The sequence below is a fragment of the Corallococcus sp. AB030 genome (assembly GCF_003668965.1).
Taxonomy (GTDB): domain Bacteria; phylum Myxococcota; class Myxococcia; order Myxococcales; family Myxococcaceae; genus Corallococcus; species Corallococcus exiguus.
Genome location: NZ_RAWQ01000048.1, coordinates 22,256 through 42,425, shown reverse-complemented (window position 1 = coordinate 42,425; position 20,170 = coordinate 22,256). Strand labels below are relative to the sequence as shown.

Here is a 20,170-nt window from a genome sequence, read left to right as displayed (position 1 = left end):
ACGTGCCCCGTCACATCCCCTACGTGTCGGGTTTTCCATGGCGGGCGGTTTGTTACAGGTTCAACAGTTCTCTACACTGCGCCGGGAACGCCGTCCGCCGGAGCGCCCGCCCCATGCCCTTCATCTTCCGTGGTCAGAACCTGGACGCCATCCTGGGCGACCCGCTCAACGCGGCCAACAGCCTGTTCAGCATCATGAACGCGGCGGAGCCGGAGCTGCTGCAGGGGCTGCGGACACACTGGTCGAAGCATGTCAGCACCGTGACCGCCTTCCAGGGGTGGCGGCCCGCGCTGAAGGCCTTCTCCGACATCACGGGCTTCTGGGGCACCACGTACAGCGACCACCGGCTCGCGAAGGTGCTCTACGACCACGACGCCAATGCGACCGCGGCGGTGACGGGCGCGCAGTCCGCCGCGCAGTTCCTCCGCGACTTCGAGGCCGCGCGAGACGAGGCCTTCTACGTCTTCTTCCAGGCCACGTCCGTGAACCAGCTGGCGGGCGTGTCCTTCAAGGCCACGTACTACCACAAGGACGTGTCCGCGCTGTTCGAGCAGCGGCGGCACAGCAAGATCAAAGCCGTCGTGTCCCGTCGGGTCATCGAGACGGCGCAGATCATGCTGCGCATCCTCTACGGCAACATGAACATGGGCTGGGGCAGCATCTACAGCACGCGCACCCTGGCCACGACGCTGCTGCTGGCGCAGATGCACAACGTCGCGCTGAGCCACTACCAGTCCCATCACACGGGGCGGGACCGTTGCTACAACCAGAGCGCGGTCGCGTTCACGCTGCTGACGTTCTCCCACGTCGTCGCGCAGGCGTGGGTGAACAAGGGCTACGAGTACAACGAGCAGCGCTGGTACTCCTTCTGGAAGCTGCTGGGCTCGCTGCTGGGCGTGGACACGCGCCTCATGGCGGACGACCACGCGGAGGCCGCCACGCTGTGGAACCTCTTCTTCGCCCGGGGCGAGTGCTTCGGAGGCACGCCCGCGCCCGCCCCCACGGTCCTGGACCCCAACCGCATCGACGATGACCTGTGGAACGGCTACGACGTGCAGCCGGAGGCGAACCTGCTCCAGTGGGTGCCCGCCTTCATCGTCACCCAGATGCGCAACAGCCTGCGCTGGGGCAAGTACCTCACCGGCCTCTGAGTCAGCGCTCCACCGTCACGCCCTTCCAGAAGGCCACATGGCCCTGGATGTTGGACGCGGCCGGCTTGGGCTCCGGGTAGTACCAGGCCGCGTCGGCGTTCGTCTTCCCGTCCACCTCCACCGAGTAGTAACTCGCCTCGCCCTTCCAGGGGCAGGTGGTGTGCGTGGCGCTGGGCTTGAAGTGCTCGCGCGCCAGGCTGTCGGGCGGGAAGTAGATGTTGCCCTCCACCGTCTCGTAGGTGTCGCTCTTCGCGAGCACGGTGCCGTTCCATTTCGCGACTGGCATGGGGAAACCCTCCTGGAGTGCTGGTTAACGGCGCGTCAGCCCGCGTGCGCGGCCTGGTTGGACGCGTGCTGCGTGAGGAAGGGGGCGAGCTCCGCGTTGACGAGCGCCGGCTCCTCCACGGAGGACGAATGGCCTCCGCGCGACAGGCGCACCAGATGGGAGCCGGGAATGAGCGAGTGGATGCGCTCCGATTTGGCGGGCACTGTCGCACGGTCCTCTTCCCCCACGATGACGAGCGTGGGCGTGCGGATGCGCGGCAGCTCCTCCGTGATGGCCTTGCGTTTGATGACGCCGTTGACGGCGCGGTAGATGTCGCGGCGGTTGCCTGTCAGGCGCGTTCGCCACAGCGCCCGCTCCTCCGCGCGGCCCGGGTCGGAGAGGAACGACGCGCCGAACATGATGCGCATCACCGCGGTCGCGACGGGGGCCAGGCCCACGTAGCGGGCGACGAGGTTGAGCGCGGTGTAGCGCGGCACGTTGGCGATGGGCTCGGGGTCCGCGGACGTCTCCAGGAGCACCAGCGAGCGCAGCAGGTCCGGCCGGCGCGCCGCGAGCCGCATGCCCACGAAGCCGCCCATGGACAGGCCCACGAAGTGGACGGGCGCCACGCCCAGGGACTCGATGAGCGCCACCGCGTCCGCGTACACCGTCTCCACGTCGATGGCGGACTCGGGCGGCACGTCGCTCTGGCCCTGCCCCCGGTGGTCGTACGCGATGCAGCGGAAGCGGCCGCGCAGGGCCTCCACCTGCGGGTCGAACAGCCGGGTGCTCCAGAGGAGCCCGTGGCTGAAGAGGACCACGTCCCCGGAACCACCAGTGTCCTCGTAGTACAGCCGGGTTCCATTCACGGATCGCATGGGCATGGGCACGGCCTCCCTTGGCTTGGAGGGAGACCCTAATCCAGGGCTCGCCAGGACCGCAGCCCTCCCTGGGAGGTCATTGTCCACTGGAGGAGAAGGGCTTGCGCGGAGCGCCGCTTGTGCGGCCCGGCGCTTGGGAGGAGCATGGGCGGCACCTTCCGGATGCGCTCCTCTCGCCCTGTCCTTGTCGCCCTCGCGGTGGTGGTCCTCGCGGCGGGCCTGTTCTTCTTCCTGCGCTCTTCGTCCGCGCCCACGCCCTCCGTGTCCCCACCGGTGACACAGGCGCCGACTCCGGCTCCGGAGACCCCGCTGGACGCGGGCAGTGTGGCCGCGCCCGTGCCGGTGAAGACGGTGGAGGCGCCGCCCGCGAAGCCGAATCACTTCGTGGGCTCGCAGGTGTGCGCGGACTGCCACGAGGAGCAGCACACGGGCTGGAAGCACGACTGGCACGCGCGGGCGCTGTCTCCGGCGACGAAGCCGTACGTGGTGGGCACATTCACGGCGAGCACGCACTTCAAGGGCGAGTCCAGCGAGGCCTGGATGCGCCGCGACGGGAGCCAGTACCTGATGCGCACCAAGGGCGCGGACGGGAACCTGGGCGAGTGGCCGGTGCAGTGGGTGGTGGGCGGCAAGCGGATGCAGGACCCCATCACCCTGTTGCCGGACGGCCGCTGGCAGGTGATGCCGGTGTACTTCCACGTCACGGGCAAGGCCGAGTGGGTGGACTACTCGGAGAAGAAGCAGGGGGCGCTGTCGCCGGACCACCCGTTCTTCTGGACGAACTTCCGCCGCAGCGCGCAGCACGCGTGCCTGGACTGCCACGTGACGGGGTTGGACGCGCGCTATGACCGGGCGAGCCACCAGTGGGAGACGAAGTTCGCGGACGCGGGCGTCGCGTGCGAGTCCTGCCACGGGCCCGGCGGGCAGCACGCGGAGTCGCAGGCGCCGGAGGACATCATCCAGCCGGCGAAGCTGTCGAAGGAGGAGGGCTTCGCGGTGTGCGCGCAGTGCCACGGGCCGCGCCGCACGTTGTTCCCCATGCTGGACGCGAAGCACCACTTCCTGCCCGGCCAGCGCTACGACGCGAGCTATCAGCCCATGGTGCTGCTGGTGGGCAACGACCGCTCCGGGGACTTCTTCGCGGACGGGCGGCCCAGCACCTCCAGCTTCGAGTACCAGGCGCTCATCCAGTCCCAGTGCCACCTGAAGGGCGGGGCCACCTGCCTGACGTGCCACACGGCGCCGCACGACGCGAACGCGCCCAACGAGGTGCGCAAGCAGAAGCCGGTGGCGGCGCGCACGTCGGTGAACGCGTCCACGTGCCAGGGCTGTCATCAAGAGGTGGTGGCGCAGGGAGAGCAGCACACGCACCACAAGGCAGCGGCGGCGCAGGACTGCCTGGCGTGTCACATGCCGCCGGTGGTGTCGGGCGTGTTGGACCACTTCGCGGACCACGCGCTGGACGTGCCGGCGCCCCAGAACACGGCGCGCCATGACATCCCCAACGCGTGCAACACCTGTCATGAGAAGAAGACGCCGGACGCGATGCAGGACGCGCTGGTGAAGTGGTGGCCGAAGGCGGAGGCGCGGCAGGCGCGGCGGCTGCGGCTGGCGGACGCGTTCGACGAGAAGACGGCGGCACAGAGCCGTGGGGCGCTGGAGGCGGTGCTGGCGGACACGGCGGAGGCGGGCACGCTGAGGGGCGCGGCGGCGAAGTTCCTGGCGCGCCGGTTCAAGCACGACGCGGTGCCGGCGCTGCGAGCGGCGTTGAAGAGCACGACGGACAGCACGTTGCGCTCGGACATCATCGACGGGTTGGGCGCGGCGAACGCGCGCGAGGCGACGGACGACCTGGCGTCGCTGCTCAAGGACGGCTCGCTGTGGGTGCGGCAGGGCGCGGCGTTGACGCTGGCGGCGTTCGGGGACGCGAGGGGAATGCCGGCGTTGCAGGCGCTGGCGACGGAGCCGGAGACGCGCGGCCTGGTGCAGCCGCACGTGATGCTGGGGCAGCTGGCCATGCGCCGCAGGGACGTGACCACGGCGACGCGTGAGTTCGAACAGGCGCTGGACCTGCAGCCCTACAACGCGGACGTGCTGGTGCGGCTGGCGGACCTCTACGTGGTGCAGGGCAACCCGGCAAAGGGCCGCGAGCGGCTGGAGGAAGCGCTCCGGTTCGATCCGCAGAACAAGTCCGCGAAGCAGCGGCTGGGCATGTTGCCGCAGTGAGGATGCGCGGCGTGAATGTGTCGTGGTGCGTGTTTCCGGCAGCGTTGCTCCTGGCGGGCTGCCTGCGGCCCACGCCCACGCGTGATGCGTGGACGAATGACGCGTCCATCGAGTTCCCCCGGTTCTTCGAGCAGCCTGCCGTGGAAGCGAGCGCGGAGAGAGGCGCGGTCGAACTGAGCGGCACCGTCCTGCATGCGCTCGACGTCGCCGCCGCCGATTTCCTGGGCCCACAAGATGCCAACCCACCCTGCGTCGACCGGCGCGAGTCACACCGGTACAGGGTCATGCAGCGGCAAGGCATCCTCTTCGTCCGGATCGATGAGGATCCCCGGGCCTGTGGACTGACTGTTCCCGCGCTGCACTCGGGCGCGCAGTACGCGGTCGGGAGCGATGGCCGGATCCTCCGCCGCCTTCGGGATGGAGAGCCGGATGAATCGATGGCGCCCACGGATGCTGGGCCCGGCATCCTGGTTCCCACTTCGGAGGTCGGTCGGTCCTTCGATCCACCGGATGGCTCCGTGCCCTTGCCGTTCATCCAGGCGCCTGACCCGGATGCTGGAACCGGAGTGCGCCATGGCCCATGACCTGCACCAACTCCTGGAAGAGGTCACGGACGAGGCGTCCTTCCTGCGCTTCGTCCAGGCGCTGAGCGAGGACTTCGAGGAGGACCGCGCGGAGGCTGCCCGTCGGCCTCCTGCTCCGCACGCACCGAGCCCCCTCGGATGGGAGAACGGCACCATCGGGGCGTTCCTCGAACGAGGCGCCTCCTGGGGCGAGGACTCCCAGGACCAGGACCGCTCCGCCAATCCCTGGCACCGGTGCGCGAGCATCCTGTTCGCGGGCAAGTTCTACGAGTAGCGGGGCTCCACCCGTGGCGTGTTGAACGCCCGCCCTCCCTTGAAGACAGACGCCCGCTCGGCGATCGCGACGCACGTTGGCTCTTCCCTTGCCCCAGCCACCGTCAGGACGCGCCATGTCTCCACGAGCCCCTCCACCTTCCCCGCCCTTGCGTCCGTAAGGGCAACCCCGGACCTCCCGCTCCTGGCCCGAGGTCCGTTCATCGACTGCTGAGCACAACCTCGCCCTGCTGTGTTGTCCACTGGAGCGCCGGGGGGCGCGAACCGTGGCCGGGGGCTGGCTTCGCCCCTACCTGGGGAGCATCCCTTTATGAACGCGCTCGTGTTCGCAGCCCTGCTGGTTCCCACCGGAATCCCCGGTGAGGCGCCAGCACAGCACGGCTCCGGACCCCTCCGTCCCGTCCTCGCGCAATACACCGCGCCACCGCAGCGCGCTCCACCCGCGCCTCCGCCGCCCACGCCTTCCGTCGCGACACCGAACACCCAGGCTCCGAACGCGCCCGCGACGAACGCCCCGGTCCTGAACCTACCCGAGCAGCCTCCGGCCGCGCCGAGTGCCCCGGCTCCGAACGCGCCCGCGCGGACACCGGCCGCGCCAAACGCACGGACTCCCGCGCGGCAGCCCGACCGGACCCGCACGCCGTCGGCCCAGGACCCGGACGACGTCCCCGAGGTGCCACCGCCGTTCCAGGCGAACGTGTCGGATCCGTTGCTCACGCCCGCACCCGCCGCGCCCCTACAACTCCAGTCCTGGAACGAAGCGCTCACGCTCCTGCGCCAGCGCTCCCCCGACCTCCAGGCAGCGCTGGGCCAGATTGAAGTCGCCGCGGGCACATGGCGCATCGCGCTCGCCAACCTGCTGCCCTCCGTCTCCGGCAACCTGACCGCGCAGTACAACGTCCTCAACCCGGGCATCGTCGCCTTCGGCGGCGGCACGGGCGGCGCGGTGACGGGCGGCGGGAGCTTCACACCCACGGAGCTGCTGGGCGTGGGCATCCTCACCGCCAACGTGCCCGTGGTGGACCTGGCCAGCCTCTATGCCCTGGGCAGCGCCAAGGAGTCGCGGCGCACCGCCGGCCTGTCGCTCGCGGAGACGCGCCGGCAGCTCACCCGCGGCCTCGCACAGGCGCTCGTCTCCGTGTCCTCCACGGAGCGCCTGGCGGAGGTCAACCGCGTCAACCTGCGCACCTCGCTGGAGCGGCTGGCCCTGGCGCAGCGCCGCTTCGAGCTGGGCGCGGGCACCCGACTGGACGTCGTCCGCGTGGAGCAGGACGCACAAATCGCCCGCCGCAACGTCGTCACCGGCGACGAGGACCTGCGCAAGGCGCGCGAGTCCCTGGGCCTGGCACTGGGCACCCCGTCCGCCGTGGGCCTCAAGCCGGGCCTGGAGCTGACCACACTGCTCCAGGGCGCGAAGGCCACCTGCCGCACGCTGGAGGAGCTGGAGAACCGCCCGGACATCGCCGCCGCCCGCTCGCGCCAGGTGGTGGCCGAGCGCGCCATCGGCGAGGTGTATCGCCTGTACGCGCCCACCCTGGACCTCACCAGCAGCACCACCGCGCTCACCGTCAACCCGGGCTTCGCGGAGGTGCCCATCTGGAACGTCGGCGCCAGCCTGGTGCTGCCCTTCTGGGATGGCGGCGCGCGCGAGGGCCGCCTGCGCCAGGCCCGCGGCCAGCTGGAGCAGGCCCGCGCGGAGGTCACCGGCCGCGAGCGCAACATCGTCATCGAAGTGACCCAGGCGAAGCGCGCCGTGCAGGTGACCCAGGAGACGCGCGACCTGGCGGACCGCCAGCGGAAACTCGCGGAAGAGAATGACCGGCTCACCCGCCGCAGCTTCGAGGTGGGCACCGGAACGAGCCTCGAGCTGGTGGACGCGGCCGGGGCCCTGCGGCAGGCCGAACTGGAGCTCGTCATCCGTGACTTCCAGTACCGCCAGGCCGTGGTGGATGCATTCCTGTCGGAGGCGGCATGCGATTGGTGAGGGGCGGTTGGGGCGCGTGGGGACTCGTGCTCGCGCTGTCGGCGGGCGGGTGCAGCGGCGGCAAGGACCCCGGCCAGGCCGCGCCCGGAGGCGGCCCCCAGGCGGGCAGCCAGACCCAGGGCGGAGGCAAGCCCACGCCTGTGCAGGTGATGGCGGTGAAGCCCGGCCCGGTGCGCGACACCCGCGAATACGTGGGCACCCTCATCTCGCGCAGCAGCATCACCGTCGTCCCGCAGGTCGCCGGCTACATCCAGAAGATTCCCGTTCGCCAGGGCCAGAAGGTGAAGGCGGGCCAGGTGCTGCTCGTGGTGGATCCGCGCCAGGAGCAAGCCTCCCTGCGCGCCACCCAGGCCCAGAAGGCCTCCGCCGTCGCCAACCGCGAGTTCGCGCGCAGGACGCGCGAGCGCAGCGCGCAGCTCCTCAGGGAAGGACTCGTCAGCCGCCAGGACTACGACCAGGCCGTGGCCCAGGCGGCGCAATCCGAGGCCCAGGCCCAGGCGGCGGAAGCGCAAATCCAGAACCAGCAGGTGCAACTGGGCTTCTTCAACGTGAGCGCCCCCTTCGACGGCGTCGTGGGCGACATCCCGGTGAAGCTGGGCGACTACGTGACGCCGCAGACGGCGCTCACCATCCTGGACCAGAGCCGCGCGCTGGAGCTGTCCGTGCAGGTGCCCGTGGACCAGGCCGCGCGCGTGAAGATTGGCGAGACGCCACTGGAGGTGCTCAACGAGGATGGCGAGCCCATCGTCCGCGCCCCCGCCTTCTTCGTCGCCACCACACCCAATCCCAACACGCAGCTGGTGGAGGTGCAGGCCGCCTTCGAGAACACCGTGGGCCTCAGGGCCGGACAGCTGGTGCGCGCGCAGCTCGTCTACGACGTGCGCGACGCCTTGAAGATGCCCACCACCGCGGTGACGCGGCAGGGCAGCCAGTCCTTCGCCATGGTGGTGGGGGAAGGCGACGCCGGCACCGTGGTGAAGCGCCAGCCCGTGACGCTGGGGCTGGTGGAGGGCAACGACTACGAGGTGCTCAAGGGCCTGGACGCGGGCACCCAGGTCATCATCAGCGGAGTGCAGCAGCTGCGGGACGGCATGCCCATCCAGCCGAAGCCCGCGCAGCAGTCGCAGGGCCAGACAGCAGGCATGCCCCTGCCCCCTGCCCAGGGCATGGGCGGTGGCTCGGACGCGGGTCAGTAGGGGGCTGCCATGTTCACCGACTTCTTCATCAAGCGCCCCGTCTTCTCCAGCGTGCTGTCCATCCTCATCACGCTGGTGGGCGCCATCTCCATTCCCAGCCTCCCCATCGAGCAGTACCCGGAGCTGGCGCTGCCGCAGGTCCAGATCACCGCCACGTACACCGGCGCGTCCGCGGAGACGGTGGAGAGCGCCGTCACCACCGTGCTGGAGCGCCAGCTCAACGGCATGGAGGGCATGCGTTACATGTCCTCCACCAGCACCAACGACGGCCAGTCCACCATCACCGCCACGTTCGACCCGTCGCGCGACGTGGACCTGGCCGCGGTGGACGTGCAGAACCGCGTGGCCACCGCCACGCCCCAGCTGCCCGCGCAGGTGAACGCGCTGGGCGTCACCGTGCGCAAGGCGCAGACGCAGCTGCTGGTCTCCTTCGGCGTCTATGACAAGGAGAAGCGCTACGACACGGAGTTCATCAGCAACTACGCGGACGTCTTCATCCGCGACGCGCTGTTGCGTGTGAAGGGCGTGGGCGACGTGCGCATCTTCGGCGAGCGCCGCTTCGCCATGCGCCTGTGGCTGGACCCCACGGAGCTGGCCCGCCGCGGCCTCACCGCGCAGGACGTGGTCAACGCGCTTCAAGAACAGAACGTCCAGGTAGGCGCGGGCAAGGTGGGCCAGGCCCCGTCCTCCAAGGAGCAGGCGTATCAGCTGTCCCTCCAGGTGAAGGGCCAGCTCACGTCCGCGGACGAGTTCGGCGCCATCGTCATCCAGCGCGGCGCTGACGGCGCCCTGGTGCGCATCCGCGACGTGGGCAACGCGCAGCTGGGCGCGGAGAGTTATCAGCAGCTGTTGCGCTTCAACGGCCAGGACGCGGTGGGCCTGGGCATCACGCAGTTGCCCGGCTCCAACGCGCTGGAGGTGCGCGAGGGCGTGGAGGCGGAGCTCAAGCGGCTGTCCGCCAACTTCCCGCCGGGCCTCACCTATCAGGTGGCGTTCGACACCACGGCCGCGGTGAGCGCCTCCATCGAGGAGGTGCTCCAGGCGCTGGGTGAAGCCATCCTCCTGGTCATCCTGGTCATCTTCATCTTCCTGCACGGCTGGCGCAGCGTGCTGGTGGCGGTGACGACGCTGCCGGTGTCACTGGTCGGCACGTTCATGTTCGTCAACGCGTTCGGCTTCTCGCTCAACACGCTGACCCTCTTCGGCCTCACGCTGGCCACGGGCCTGGTGGTGGATGACGCCATCGTGGTCATCGAGAACGTGGAGCGCGTCATCGAGCACGAGAAGGTGGACGCGAAGGAGGCCACCCACCGGGGCATGCAGCAGGTGTCCGGCGTGGTGGTGGCCACGGCGCTGGTGCTGTCCGCGGTGTTCATCCCGGTGTCCTTCTTCCCCGGCACCACCGGCGCCATCTACCGCCAGTTCGCGCTCACCATCGCGTTCTCCATCAGCCTCTCCGCGCTCGTGGCGCTCACCCTGTCCCCCGCGCTGTGCGCGCGCCTCCTGCGCCCGAACGAGGGCCAGAAGTTCGTCCTCGCACGCAAGTTCGACGAGGGCCTGGACGCGCTCCGGCGCGGCTACGGGAAGCTCTTGGGCGTGATGCTGGGCAAGGCACGGTGGGTCGTCGTGGGCATCTTCGCGGTGTTCCTCGTCGCCACGGGCCTGCTCTACCGGGCCACGCCCACGGGCTTCATCCCGGACGAGGACCAGGGCTACGTCATCATCGCGGTGCAGGGCCCGGAGGGCACGTCGCTGGAGTACACGCGCAACGTGCTCATCCAGGTGGAGGGCATCATCAAGCAGCAGGAGGAGGTGACGCAGATCTTCACCGTGGGCGGCTTCTCGCTGCTGGGCACGGGCGCCAACTACGGCTCGCTCTTCATCAACCTGAAGCCCTGGGACGAGCGCAAGACGAAGGAGTCCAGCGTCGCGGGCCTGATTGAGCGCCTGCGCGGTCCGCTGAGCCAGGTGGGCGGCGCGCGCGTGCTGCCCCTGCAACCGCCCGCCATCCGTGGCGTGGGCAGCGTGGGCGGCTTCGAGTTCGTGCTGGAGGACCAGCAGGGCGGCCGCACATTGGAGGAATTGGCGCAGGCCACGCAGGCCCTGGTGGGCAAGGCGGGCCAGGACCCGCGGCTGCGCGGCGTGTTCTCCGCGTTCACCGCGGGCTCGCCGCAGCTCAACATCGACGTGGACCGGGAGAAGGCCAAGGCCATGGGCGTGCCCCTGTCCTCGCTGTTCTCCACGCTCCAGGTGTACCTGGGCAGCCAGTACGTGAACGACTTCACCTTCGCCAACCGCGTCTACCGCGTGTTCGTGCAGGCCGCGACGCCCTTCCGCGACAACCCGAAGGACATCGGCAGCTTCTACGTGCGCTCGGACACCGGGGCCATGGTGCCGCTGGAGGCGCTGGTGAGGGTGACGCCCATCACCAGCGCGCAGAACATCACCCACTACAACCTCTTCCGCTCCGCCAACATCAACGGCCAGGGCAGCCCCGGCACCTCCACCGGCACGGCCTTGAACGCCATGGAGGAGGTGGCGAAGCAGGCCCTGCCGCCGGGCTTCACCTTCGAGTGGACGGGCCTGTCCCAGGAGCAGAAGAGCGCGGGCAACACCGTGCTCGTCATCTTCGCGCTCGGCATCGTGTTCGTGTTCCTGGTGCTGGCCGCGCAGTATGAAAGCTTCGCCCTGCCCTTCGTCGTCATGCTCGCGGTGCCCGTCGCGATGATGGGCGCGCTGCTCTTGCAGAACCTGCGCGGGCTGGTGAACGACGTGTTCTGTCAGGTGGGCCTGGTGATGCTGGTGGGCCTCGCGTCGAAGAACGCCATCCTCATCGTGGAGTTCGGCGAGCAGCTGCGCGCGCAAGGGCAAGGCGTGGTGGAGTCCGCCATCAACGCGGCGGAGACGCGCCTGCGCCCCATCCTGATGACGTCCTTCGCGTTCCTCTTCGGCGTGGTGCCGCTGATGCTGGCCAGCGGTGCGGGCGCCTCCGCGCGCAAGTCGCTGGGCACGGCCGTCTTCGGCGGAATGCTCTTCTCCACCTTCGTGAACCTCATCTTCATCCCGGTGCTCTACGCGCTGGTGGAAGGCGCGCGCACGAAGGTCCTGAAACACCGCAAGCACGGCAATTCACCTCGCGGTCCGAGCAACCCGCCGCCGCCGGCCATCCCTCCCGAGGGGGAGCCACCGCGACCCCAGCCGGCGTAACGACGACCCGCACGGAGCGGGCAGGCACTCCGGCGCGCTACCCCGCGCCGGAGCGTCCTGGTTATCCTTGGGCGACGCATGCCTTCTCCTCTGACTGTCGATGAGCGGCGTCGCTGGCTGTACACGTTGAAGCAAGCCCCCGTGCTGCGCCACGCGCGTGCGTCCGCCCTGCTCCGCTTGCTGGAGCGGGCCCGGCCGGTGGAGCCCCAGCCGGGCGAGGGCATCTGCCGCGAGGGCGAGCCGGTGGACGGCATCTACCTCCTGCGCTCGGGCGAGTGGCGGATGACGACGGGAGGGACGGTGCTGCTGCACCTGCGCTCGGGGATGTCGCTGGGCGTGGAGGCGCTCGCGCGCGGCACCTGGCCCGTCACGGTGACGGCGGTGTCCGCGTCGCATGCCCTCTTCCTTCCTCGAGTGGAGCTGGAGGCGGTGGCGGCGGTGCTTCGGCCTGGAAGCCCTGGAGGAAGCGCGGCGGCGCGGCCGGACGTGGTGACGTTCCACGCGCAGCAGGGGCTGGACCTGCCGCCCGCGACGCGGTCCGTGTTGGTGGAGCTGGTGGCGAAGGTGATGGTCCACGACTTCGGGGACCGGGTGCTGCTCGTGCGCGCGGGGGCGAAGCGCACGAAAGGCGCGGTGCGCGGAGCCGACGGCGTGTTCCGCCGCACGCTGACTCCGGGCGCGCCGCTCCTCGCCGAAGGTGAGGACTTCGACTGCGTGCTGGTGGATGGAGTGCCGGTGCCGGAGGTGCTGACACCGCGCGAGGTGCGGCTGGTGCCGCCGGGTGGAGGAGAGACGAACAGAGTGGGGACGCAGGGAGCGCCGGTGCTGCTCACCGTACTGCTGTCGCCGTGGCGGTCGCAGGGCAGCACGATGTTGCAGGGGCGCTCGCTGCCGGACGAGGACGGATGGGACGAGGAGGCGCCGCCGCCCGGGTGCCGGCTGCGGCTGGACTGGGAGCGGCTGGTGGTGCGGCCCGGGGACTCTCGGCCGCTGGCGGCGCTGGGCCTGGACGCGGGGACGCGGGACGCGCTGTCGCGGTGGGCGCGCGCCATCACCGGCCGGCGCGTGGGGCTGGCGCTCAGCGGCGGCGGCGTGTGGGGCTTCTATCACGCGCACCTGTTGCGGAGGCTGGCTGCGCTGGACGTGCCGGTGGACTTCCTCAGCGGCGCGAGCATGGGCTCGCTGGTGGGCGCGTACTACTGCGGCACCGCGCGCGACGGACGTGAAGGTCTGGACGGCCTGCGCCGGCTCCAGCACCGCGCGCGGAACGGGCACCTGTCCGCCGCGGCGCTGTCCTCCGTCGTGACGACGCAGGCCATGGAGTGGCTGGTGCGCGGCGACCTGGGGGACCTGGCGCTGGAGGAGTTGCCCATGGGCTTCCTGCCGGTGACGACGGACCTGACCACGGGCCGCTGCGTGGTGCTGGAGAAGGGACCGCTGGCGCTGGCGGTGCGCGCGAGCGGATCCGCGCCAGGCGTCTGGGCGCCCACGTTGCAGCCGCCCGCGCGCTACGTGGACGGAGCCTTCACCAGCATGGTGCCGGTGGACGTGCTGCTCCACGCGGGCGCGGACCTGGTCTTCTCCAGCAACATCTTCCCCGCGGGCCATCACCACGCCGCGCGGCCGCTGTTGCCCGGAGCGGTGGGGCTGTTCCTCTCCGCGCTCAACCCGGTGGCGCGAGCGAAGGACCTGCTGGCCAGCGGCGTGCTGCTCCTGCACCGCAACGGCGACCTGGAGTCCGCGCGAGGAGACCTGCGCTACGACGTGGGCACGCGCGAGCATCCGTTGCTCGGCTCCATGCGCTTCACGCACGTGGACGAGGTGCTGGACGAAGCCGCGCGCGACATGGGCCTGGAGCAGAAGCTGCTGGAGTTCAAGCAGGCCTGGGAAGCGCTGCGCGGGCGCCGGAACGCGGCCGGTGGCCGGAGGGCCGCGTGATTCCGGTCCGCATCCTCGGCACCGCGAGCGTGCTGCCGGGCCCGCCGGTGACGACCGCGGAGGTTTGCGCGCGAGTCGGCCGCGACGCAGCGGAGGTGGAGCGCAAGACGGGCATCCGCACGCGGCACTTCGCTCCGGCGGGCATGCGCGCGGGGGACCTGGGAGCCCAGGCCCTGCGAGGAGCACTGGAGGCGGCGGGACTCCCGGCGACAGCGCTCCGGCGAATCCTGTTCGTGTCGTCGATGGGCGGAGACGTCACCACGCCGGCCAACGGCAGCCGGGTGGCGGCGGCGCTGGGGCTGTCCGGGACGTGCGATGCGATGGACGTGAGCAACGCGTGCATGGGTTTCCTGAGCGCGTTCGACCTGGCAGCACGCTCGGCGGCGACGGGACTGGGGCCGGTGGGCGTGGTGTCCGTGGAGCTGCTGTCACGCACCACGCGGCCGGAAGACCCGCGTCCCTACCTGGTGCTGGGTGACGCTGCGGCGGCGGTGGTGCTGGGCGAAGCGCGTCCCGGCGAAGGCGTGCTGGGAGCCGCGTTCGGCAACGACGGCACGCTGCCGCCGGACGTCGTGCTGGAGAACCCGCACCAGACAGGCCAGCGCGAGGGCATGCGCTTCCTCACGCCATCGCGGGACATGACCCGCGTCGCGCTGGGGGAACTGAAGCGCGCGGCGTCGACGGTGCTGCAGGGCGCGGGGCTGACGGTGTCGGACGTGGAGTGGGTGCTCACGCACCAGCCGAACGGGAGCATGTTCGCGGCCATCCTCCAGGCGCTGGAGGTGCCGGAGGAGAAGAGCGTCACGGTGGTGGACACGGTGGGCAGCGTGGGCTCCGCGTCGCTGGGTACGGGGTTGGATCGCCTGTGGCGCACGCGGCCGGTGAAGCCGGGGGACCGGGTGTTGATGGTGGGCGTGGGCGCGGGCGTGGCGCACGGCGCGGTGCTGTACCGGGTGGGTGGGTGACGGTCACGGCGACAGCGGCACGGGCCGCGTGGCTGACGACGTTCCGCCTGCTCCAGCGCTACCACCGCTACGAAGTGGTGAACCTGGAGCCGCTCTTGCGCCCTGGAGCGAAGCTGCTGGTGGGCTACCACGGCCGGCCCCTGGCGGTGGACCTGTGCATGCTGACGGTGACGCTGCACGACCGGCTGGGCTACCTGCCCCATGGCATCGCGCACGGAGCGTTCGACCGCATCCCCGGCATGCGCCAGGTGGCGGACGGGCTGGGCTTCGTCACCAGCGACGGGCCGCTGCTGGAGGAAGCGGTGAAGAAGGGCGAGCACGTGCTGGTGCAGCCAGGCGGCACACGCGAGGGCTGCCGCGACTTCCGGCACCGCTACCGCGTGGACTGGGGAGAACGGCTGGGCTACCTGCGCCTGGCCGTGCGCTACGGCCTGCCCATCGTCCCCATCGCGGGCCACGGCATGGACGACGCCTACGTGGGCCTGAACGACGGCTACGCGTGGGGCAAGCGCGTGGGGATGCCCGGAAGGCTGCCGCTGTGGCTGGGCGTGGGCGCCACGGGCCTGTGGCCGCTGTCCCTGTCCTTCCCGGTGAAGATGACCCAATGGGTTGGAGAGTCACTGACAACCCACCTGACCCCAGGATTCGACGCGACGGACCGGGAGGCACTGCTCACGGTGCACCGCGAGGTGACGGGCGCGGTGCAGGGACTGCTGGACGCGGCGCGTCCGTCCTGAGCGTTACCACCAGAGCGGGCGGCGCTGCGGCTTGTTCCGGACGCAGTACCACTCTGAAATCTGGTGTGCGGCCTTCAGTGCGAGCCCGTGCTCCCGACGAAGCACGTCCAAAAACCCATGAAGGGAGAGGACCCGTCCGCGAAGCTCCTCGATGCCCCGATGAAGGGCGCGTCGGTCATGCAGGATCGCCGTCGCGCCGGGATGGTGACAGGCATAGGCAATCACCGAGTGCTCCCCCATCCCCTCTGTCACCGGCGGCAGCTGGAGCTGGACCAGCGTCTGGGCCTCCGGGCTCTGCGGCACCAACACGGTGGGCGCGCCCGCGATGGCCTTGAGCATCGCTTCCGCTTCCTGGACCAGACGCTCCGGAGCGCCGGCAAGCGAGGCGCCCACGGTCAACTCATCCCAGACCGTGTCGGTGATGACGACGGGCAGGGTCCCCAACTCCCCCAGCGTGACGGCATGCCCCGCGCGCTGGACGTTCGCCAGCACGTCGGTGTCGACGACGTATCGGCTCATGTCGCGAGCAGGTCCTCGACAGGGCGTCCGAGCAGCTCGCGAGCCCGGCTCGATGAGATCAACTCGTGGGCGTGCGCATCCAGGGCACGACGCTCGATGCCCGTGAAGCGCGTCTCGTCCTCGAAGCCCTCCAGGACGGTCTCGTCCGGGGACATCAAGAGGGCCTCCACGGTCTCCCGCTCCCGGATGTACCGGAGGTTGTAGAGGTGCCAGGCCATGGCGGAGAAGCTGAGGCCGAAGTGCGTGCGAGCCCGGATGACCAGCTCACGGGCTTCCTTCAGGCCATAGCCCTCCGGCTTCGCGGCCCCCAGGCTCTGCGTCACCGCTTCTTCGGGTGCCAGCAGCATGGCGGCGAACGCATTCGCCCGTTTCTCCGCGGGAGGGTTCTCCATCCAGAAGCGCGACGAGTCCAAGCGCCCCTCGTCCGTCTGGACGTCGCTCTCCGACAGGTCGAGGAGCTGATGTGCCAGCTCGTGAGCCAGCACGAAGCGGCGCACCGGCTCACGTGTCAGCTCCGAATGGATGACGATGAGGCGGGCATTGCCAGAGCGGCAGCTGACGCCATGCACGGCGGGATTCGTGAAGACATGCCGGAGGACGAGGACGTCGAAATGGCTCTCCATCAGCCGGCCCAGATTGCGCAGCGGGCCCTGACGCTCAGGAAGCAGGGCTCGGACCCTCCGGGCGCACGCATATCCCGCCTGGTGGGCGTTCTTCGCGGGGGGCGGCTCGGGAGGGAACTGCTCCGCCAACCGGGGGACCTGCCGGAGCGCTCCAAGCAGGCTGAAGGCCCGTGCCTGCCGGAGCCCTTCCAGGAGGAAGTCCCGATCCACATCGGAGAGCGAAGCACTGACCGCGCTTCCCTTCAGCAGCGCCGCGGGCTCCAAGGGGACCTGCTCGACAGGCGCGGACGTGTGGAAGAAGGCCGTAGGCGCAAGTCCCAGCGCCGAGGCCAGCCGGGTCAACGCGCTGAGCCCCAGCGCCTGCTCGCCCAGCTCGAAGGTCCGGATGAGATGCGCGGACACCCGCGCACGCGCGGCCAGGGCCTCCACCTCCAGCCCGGCTTCCTTCCTCCGCCTGGAGAGCCGGCGGCCCAGCTCCCGCAGGGCATCCGAGGCGTCATCCGTGGGCGGCCCTTGCGTCATGACCTCAGCATCAAGCAGGGCCCCCCAGGTGGCAAGGGCACCCGCTGGACGCGGCGCGTGACTACCAGCGCACGCGGTAGATGGCGGCGCGGCCCTGGCGGGACTCGACCACGGTGGTGAGGCCCTTCACGCCGGTGGTCATCGTCCCGTGGTGGCAGATGGAGCCGATGAACTCCGGGTAGGTCCCGCCCTCGTTCACCTTGATGCGGTAGTCCGTGTCCGCCAGCCGCTCCACCTCCACGTGCAGGAAGTTGCTGCCGGAGGCCAGGTTGCGCGACGTGCGCTCCAGGGCGCGCGCGGGGCCCAGCAGCTTCAGCACCGTTTGCAGCGCGCGGCCCATGTTCGTCTCGAAGTAGCCCACGACGAAGCGCTCACCCAGCAGCCACTGCGCCTCGTTCATGGACACGTTCGGAAACAGCTCCGTCGCTCCAATCTGCAGGAGCTTCTGCCAGATGGCGTTCGGATACGCGGGCTCCAGCTTCCGGTCCAGGTCCAGCCCGGCGTCCTTCAGCTTCGCGCGCAGCGGGCCTTCCAGCCGGCCCTTCAAGGCCAACAGCAGACCTTCGACCGTATGGCCGAAGACGATCTCCGAGGGGTTCGACACGAGGGGCTCCTCCGCCACGGCTCGGGGGATGACGTGGCTTGGGTGCCCCCTGGTTAGTCCGAACACCGACTTGTGAACAACCCCTACATCCCCGGGGTGATGACGATTTCGCTGTGAGGACAGTCGCACCTCCCCGCCGTCAGAAGCGGCCAGGCAGGCCCCACGTCAATGATTGCTCAGCGGTCCCAGGGACACAGGCAATCCAAGGTGGGGGAGTCTCATGAGCTGGAGCATCCACATTCCCGCGGTGAACACGCTCAAGCTCGCGCTGGGCAACGCCGCTCACGAACAGGCGCTGGGCCACGCGGAGCTGAACGGCAACAAGGCCATCCCCATCCAGGGAGGCCAGGTGTCCCTCACGGGCGCCCTCAAGGTCCCCGTCGAGCTCTTCAACGACCGGAGCGACAAGGACGCGTACGGCATCATCGGCGTGCCTCCGAAGCAGCTGGACGGCGCCTCGGTGGAGCCCCTCTTCTCCCCGGACGGGACCGCGTGCTGGCTGAAGTACGCGGCGGAGCTGAGCGCGGAGGCCAACGGCCAGGGGAACTTCCCCTTCGTCGAGTTGAGCGGCGGCGGATCACTCCAGGTGAAGGTGGCGGACTACCGGCACCACGCCGCGACCCAGATCCTGGAGGCCGCGCTGGGCTCGGACGCGAAGTCCCTGCGCCTGCCCTTCGTGCTGGGGGATGTGCAGGCACTCCAACCCGGTGATGCCCTGTCGTTCCAGACGCGCGTGGCCCTGAAGGCCGGAGTGAAGGTCTCCTGGTCCGCCATCAGCACGTCCCTGGTGGGGGCGCTCGCGAAGCGGTTGGCCGGGCAGCTGGTGTTCGAGCTGAAGGCGGAGGTGGGCGCGTCCATCGGCGGCACCGTGTCGCTCCAGGACGAGTTCCGCATCGTCTTCTCACGGCCGAAGGACGGACCGTTCCGCGTGTCGGTCCGCAAGGCCACCTCGGACTCCGCGGCGGCCCAGATATCCGCCGGGGTCTCGCTGGGGTACTCGTCGCCGCTGCTCGCCTCCATCCTGGGCGCCGTGGACGCGAAGGTGCAGGACGCGTTGAAGATCGTCGACGGCCTGGAGCACGGCTCGCTCACGCCCGCGCTCCTCCAGGTCGCCGCCGCGCTGCTGAAGCAGCTCGGGTTCCACAAGCCGGTGGAGGCCACGCTCGCGTCGGTGACGGCCGCGTACGAAGAATTGAAGGACTTCGTCGAGAGCGTGGTCAGCGGCACGCTCAAGGCCGGCTTCGAATACGAGTACGCGCGCAGCACCGAGGACGCGACGCTCCTGGAGCTGGAGGTGCCCGTGGAGGAGCTGGCGGGCGCGCACGGCGCGTTCGTCTCCGGCGACCTGGCCTCCATCCAGCACCGGGTGAATGACGCCTGGCTGCGGCGCTACTTCCACATGAAGTCCGTGGAGTCCCAGCGCGTCTGGGGCCTGGGCCTGGGCTGGCGCGACGTCAACTTCGCCTCGCAGGAGGACCGGCGGAAGCTCAAGGCCGTCGTCCAGCACGCGTCCCGCGACCACCGGCAGGGCCCACGCCGCTACGCGTTCCTGGGGGCGCGCAGCTACACGAGCTCGGGCGTGCTGTACGGGAAGACCTCCCGCTGGGGGCTCGACTTCAGCGCCCAGATGCCGCGCTTCAGCCTCACGCCCAGCGCGGACGAGTTCGAATACTCCTTCTTCGCCCAGAGCCAGGTGGAGGACGGCCTGTCGAAGGAGCTCATCCAACGCGCGGTGGACGGGGCCACCGTCTGGGGCGCGGTCCGTCCGGAGGACGCACCCGCGTTGGTGGACCGCCTCTTCCGCGCGGCGCCCGCCGGCACGAAGACCGAAACGCGGCTGGACCTGCGCGTGGACAACCCCAGCTTCCGGCGGCTGCTGGCGAAGCTGGGCTCCGAACCCGCCTTCGAACGCAACGCCTTCGCACGAGCCCTGGCGCGAGCCATGCCCCGGGCGAGCCAACCCGTGCGCACCAGTCTCCAGCGCAGGGAAGAGCTCTACACGCCGCTCTGGGACGCGTACCTCAAGGACGGGGCGAAGGACTGGACGCTCGACCGGGCGAAGGCGAGCGTGGCCTGGCACCTGAAGAACCATGCCGGACCGGACGGCTTCGTCGCGTCGCACTGGGAGCAGAGCGGCGGGACGGGCACGTTCTCGGATGTGCTCGTGCAGTCGTCACGCTACGCAGGCGACATCGGGAGCCAGCCGTACGGGAAGGTGTACGTGTTCTGGAGGGACCTGCTCGACAAGCTCATCGCGCTGAACAAGGCCATCCATTCGGAAGCCGTCATCGCGGAGAACGACGCGACCTCCGCCGTGCAGCAGGTGTTCACGTCCCTGGATGACCTGGCCTGCGACGACTTCCGCGTCACCGCGTTCGTCGCGTGGATGGATCAGCTCGCCATCCGGTGGAAGCTGGGGTCGGGCATCCAGCGCCTGCTCCAGGTGCGCGTGGGAGCGCAGGAGTTCGTCATCTCCCACGGCTGAGCACGGGGGC

The 20,170-nt window shown here is 70.1% G+C and carries 16 protein-coding genes; 11 read left to right on the top strand and 5 right to left on the bottom strand.

Annotated elements, in window-relative coordinates; genetic code table 11:
- Window positions 1-113 precede the first annotated feature (113 nt).
- Window positions 114-1,151 carry an oxygenase MpaB family protein gene (locus tag D7Y15_RS14350; RefSeq protein WP_121752937.1) on the top strand — a complete coding sequence of 346 codons (1,038 nt, stop codon included), beginning with the start codon at window positions 114-116 and terminating at the stop codon, window positions 1,149-1,151.
- 1 nt (window position 1,152) lies between these two features.
- Here D7Y15_RS14350 and D7Y15_RS14345 read toward each other — a convergent pair whose 3' ends face one another.
- Window positions 1,153-1,437, bottom strand: coding sequence for a DUF427 domain-containing protein (locus D7Y15_RS14345; RefSeq protein ID WP_120574633.1), 285 nt, complete (start codon window positions 1,435-1,437; stop codon window positions 1,153-1,155).
- 35 nt (window positions 1,438-1,472) lie between these two features.
- The gene (locus D7Y15_RS14340; RefSeq protein WP_120574634.1) at window positions 1,473-2,300 is read right to left on the bottom strand and encodes an alpha/beta fold hydrolase; all 828 of its coding nucleotides are present in this window, start codon (window positions 2,298-2,300) and stop codon (window positions 1,473-1,475) included.
- A 141-nt stretch (window positions 2,301-2,441) separates the two neighbouring features.
- Here D7Y15_RS14340 and D7Y15_RS14335 point away from each other — a divergent pair, with 141 nt between their 5' ends.
- From D7Y15_RS14335 to D7Y15_RS14295, 9 genes are all read left to right on the top strand, one after another.
- Window positions 2,442-4,523 (top strand): HEAT repeat domain-containing protein, encoded by a 2,082-nt coding sequence (locus D7Y15_RS14335; protein WP_121752936.1) that lies wholly within the window; start codon window positions 2,442-2,444, stop codon window positions 4,521-4,523.
- Between the two features lie 2 nt (window positions 4,524-4,525).
- Window positions 4,526-5,107, top strand: coding sequence for a hypothetical protein (locus D7Y15_RS14330; RefSeq protein WP_121752935.1), 582 nt, complete (start codon window positions 4,526-4,528; stop codon window positions 5,105-5,107).
- Window positions 5,097-5,381 carry a hypothetical protein gene (locus D7Y15_RS14325; RefSeq protein ID WP_120574637.1) on the top strand — a complete coding sequence of 95 codons (285 nt, stop codon included), beginning with the start codon at window positions 5,097-5,099 and terminating at the stop codon, window positions 5,379-5,381. Before D7Y15_RS14330 ends, D7Y15_RS14325 begins: the two co-directional genes overlap by 11 nt.
- A 672-nt stretch (window positions 5,382-6,053) precedes the next feature.
- A complete protein-coding gene (locus D7Y15_RS14320; RefSeq protein WP_121752934.1) occupies window positions 6,054-7,364 on the top strand; it encodes a TolC family protein in 1,311 nt (436 codons plus the stop codon).
- On the top strand, window positions 7,352-8,560 hold the full coding sequence (locus D7Y15_RS14315) for an efflux RND transporter periplasmic adaptor subunit (protein ID WP_121752933.1): 1,209 nt from the start codon (window positions 7,352-7,354) through the stop codon (window positions 8,558-8,560). The genes D7Y15_RS14320 and D7Y15_RS14315 overlap by 13 nt, the downstream gene beginning before the upstream one ends.
- Window positions 8,561-8,569: 9 nt before the next feature.
- Window positions 8,570-11,767, top strand: coding sequence for an efflux RND transporter permease subunit (locus tag D7Y15_RS14310; RefSeq protein WP_121752932.1), 3,198 nt, complete (start codon window positions 8,570-8,572; stop codon window positions 11,765-11,767).
- 78 nt (window positions 11,768-11,845) lie between these two features.
- Window positions 11,846-13,705: a cyclic nucleotide-binding and patatin-like phospholipase domain-containing protein gene (locus D7Y15_RS46560; RefSeq protein ID WP_121752931.1), complete on the top strand. Its 1,860-nt coding sequence runs from the start codon at window positions 11,846-11,848 to the stop codon at window positions 13,703-13,705.
- Window positions 13,702-14,670, top strand: a complete 969-nt coding sequence (locus D7Y15_RS14300; protein ID WP_121752930.1) for a 3-oxoacyl-ACP synthase III family protein — start codon at window positions 13,702-13,704, stop codon at window positions 14,668-14,670. The genes D7Y15_RS46560 and D7Y15_RS14300 overlap by 4 nt, the downstream gene beginning before the upstream one ends.
- Complete coding sequence (locus D7Y15_RS14295; RefSeq protein WP_121752929.1) at window positions 14,667-15,407, top strand: lysophospholipid acyltransferase family protein; 741 nt, start codon at window positions 14,667-14,669, stop codon at window positions 15,405-15,407. The genes D7Y15_RS14300 and D7Y15_RS14295 overlap by 4 nt, the downstream gene beginning before the upstream one ends.
- 3 nt (window positions 15,408-15,410) lie before the next feature.
- On the opposite strand, the gene D7Y15_RS14290 is transcribed toward D7Y15_RS14295, so the two are convergent.
- From D7Y15_RS14290 to D7Y15_RS14280, 3 genes are all read right to left on the bottom strand, one after another.
- Window positions 15,411-15,926 carry a hypothetical protein gene (locus D7Y15_RS14290; RefSeq protein WP_121752928.1) on the bottom strand — a complete coding sequence of 172 codons (516 nt, stop codon included), beginning with the start codon at window positions 15,924-15,926 and terminating at the stop codon, window positions 15,411-15,413.
- A complete protein-coding gene (locus D7Y15_RS14285) occupies window positions 15,923-17,071 on the bottom strand; it encodes an ImmA/IrrE family metallo-endopeptidase (RefSeq protein ID WP_121752927.1) in 1,149 nt (382 codons plus the stop codon). The genes D7Y15_RS14290 and D7Y15_RS14285 overlap by 4 nt, the downstream gene beginning before the upstream one ends.
- A 61-nt stretch (window positions 17,072-17,132) precedes the next feature.
- Complete coding sequence (locus tag D7Y15_RS14280; RefSeq protein ID WP_121752944.1) at window positions 17,133-17,675, bottom strand: DUF2378 family protein; 543 nt, start codon at window positions 17,673-17,675, stop codon at window positions 17,133-17,135.
- Between the two features lie 220 nt (window positions 17,676-17,895).
- Between D7Y15_RS14280 and D7Y15_RS14275 the strand changes: the two genes are divergently transcribed.
- Window positions 17,896-20,160, top strand: a complete 2,265-nt coding sequence (locus D7Y15_RS14275; RefSeq protein WP_121752926.1) for a hypothetical protein — start codon at window positions 17,896-17,898, stop codon at window positions 20,158-20,160.
- The last annotated feature ends 10 nt before the right edge of the window (window positions 20,161-20,170 follow it).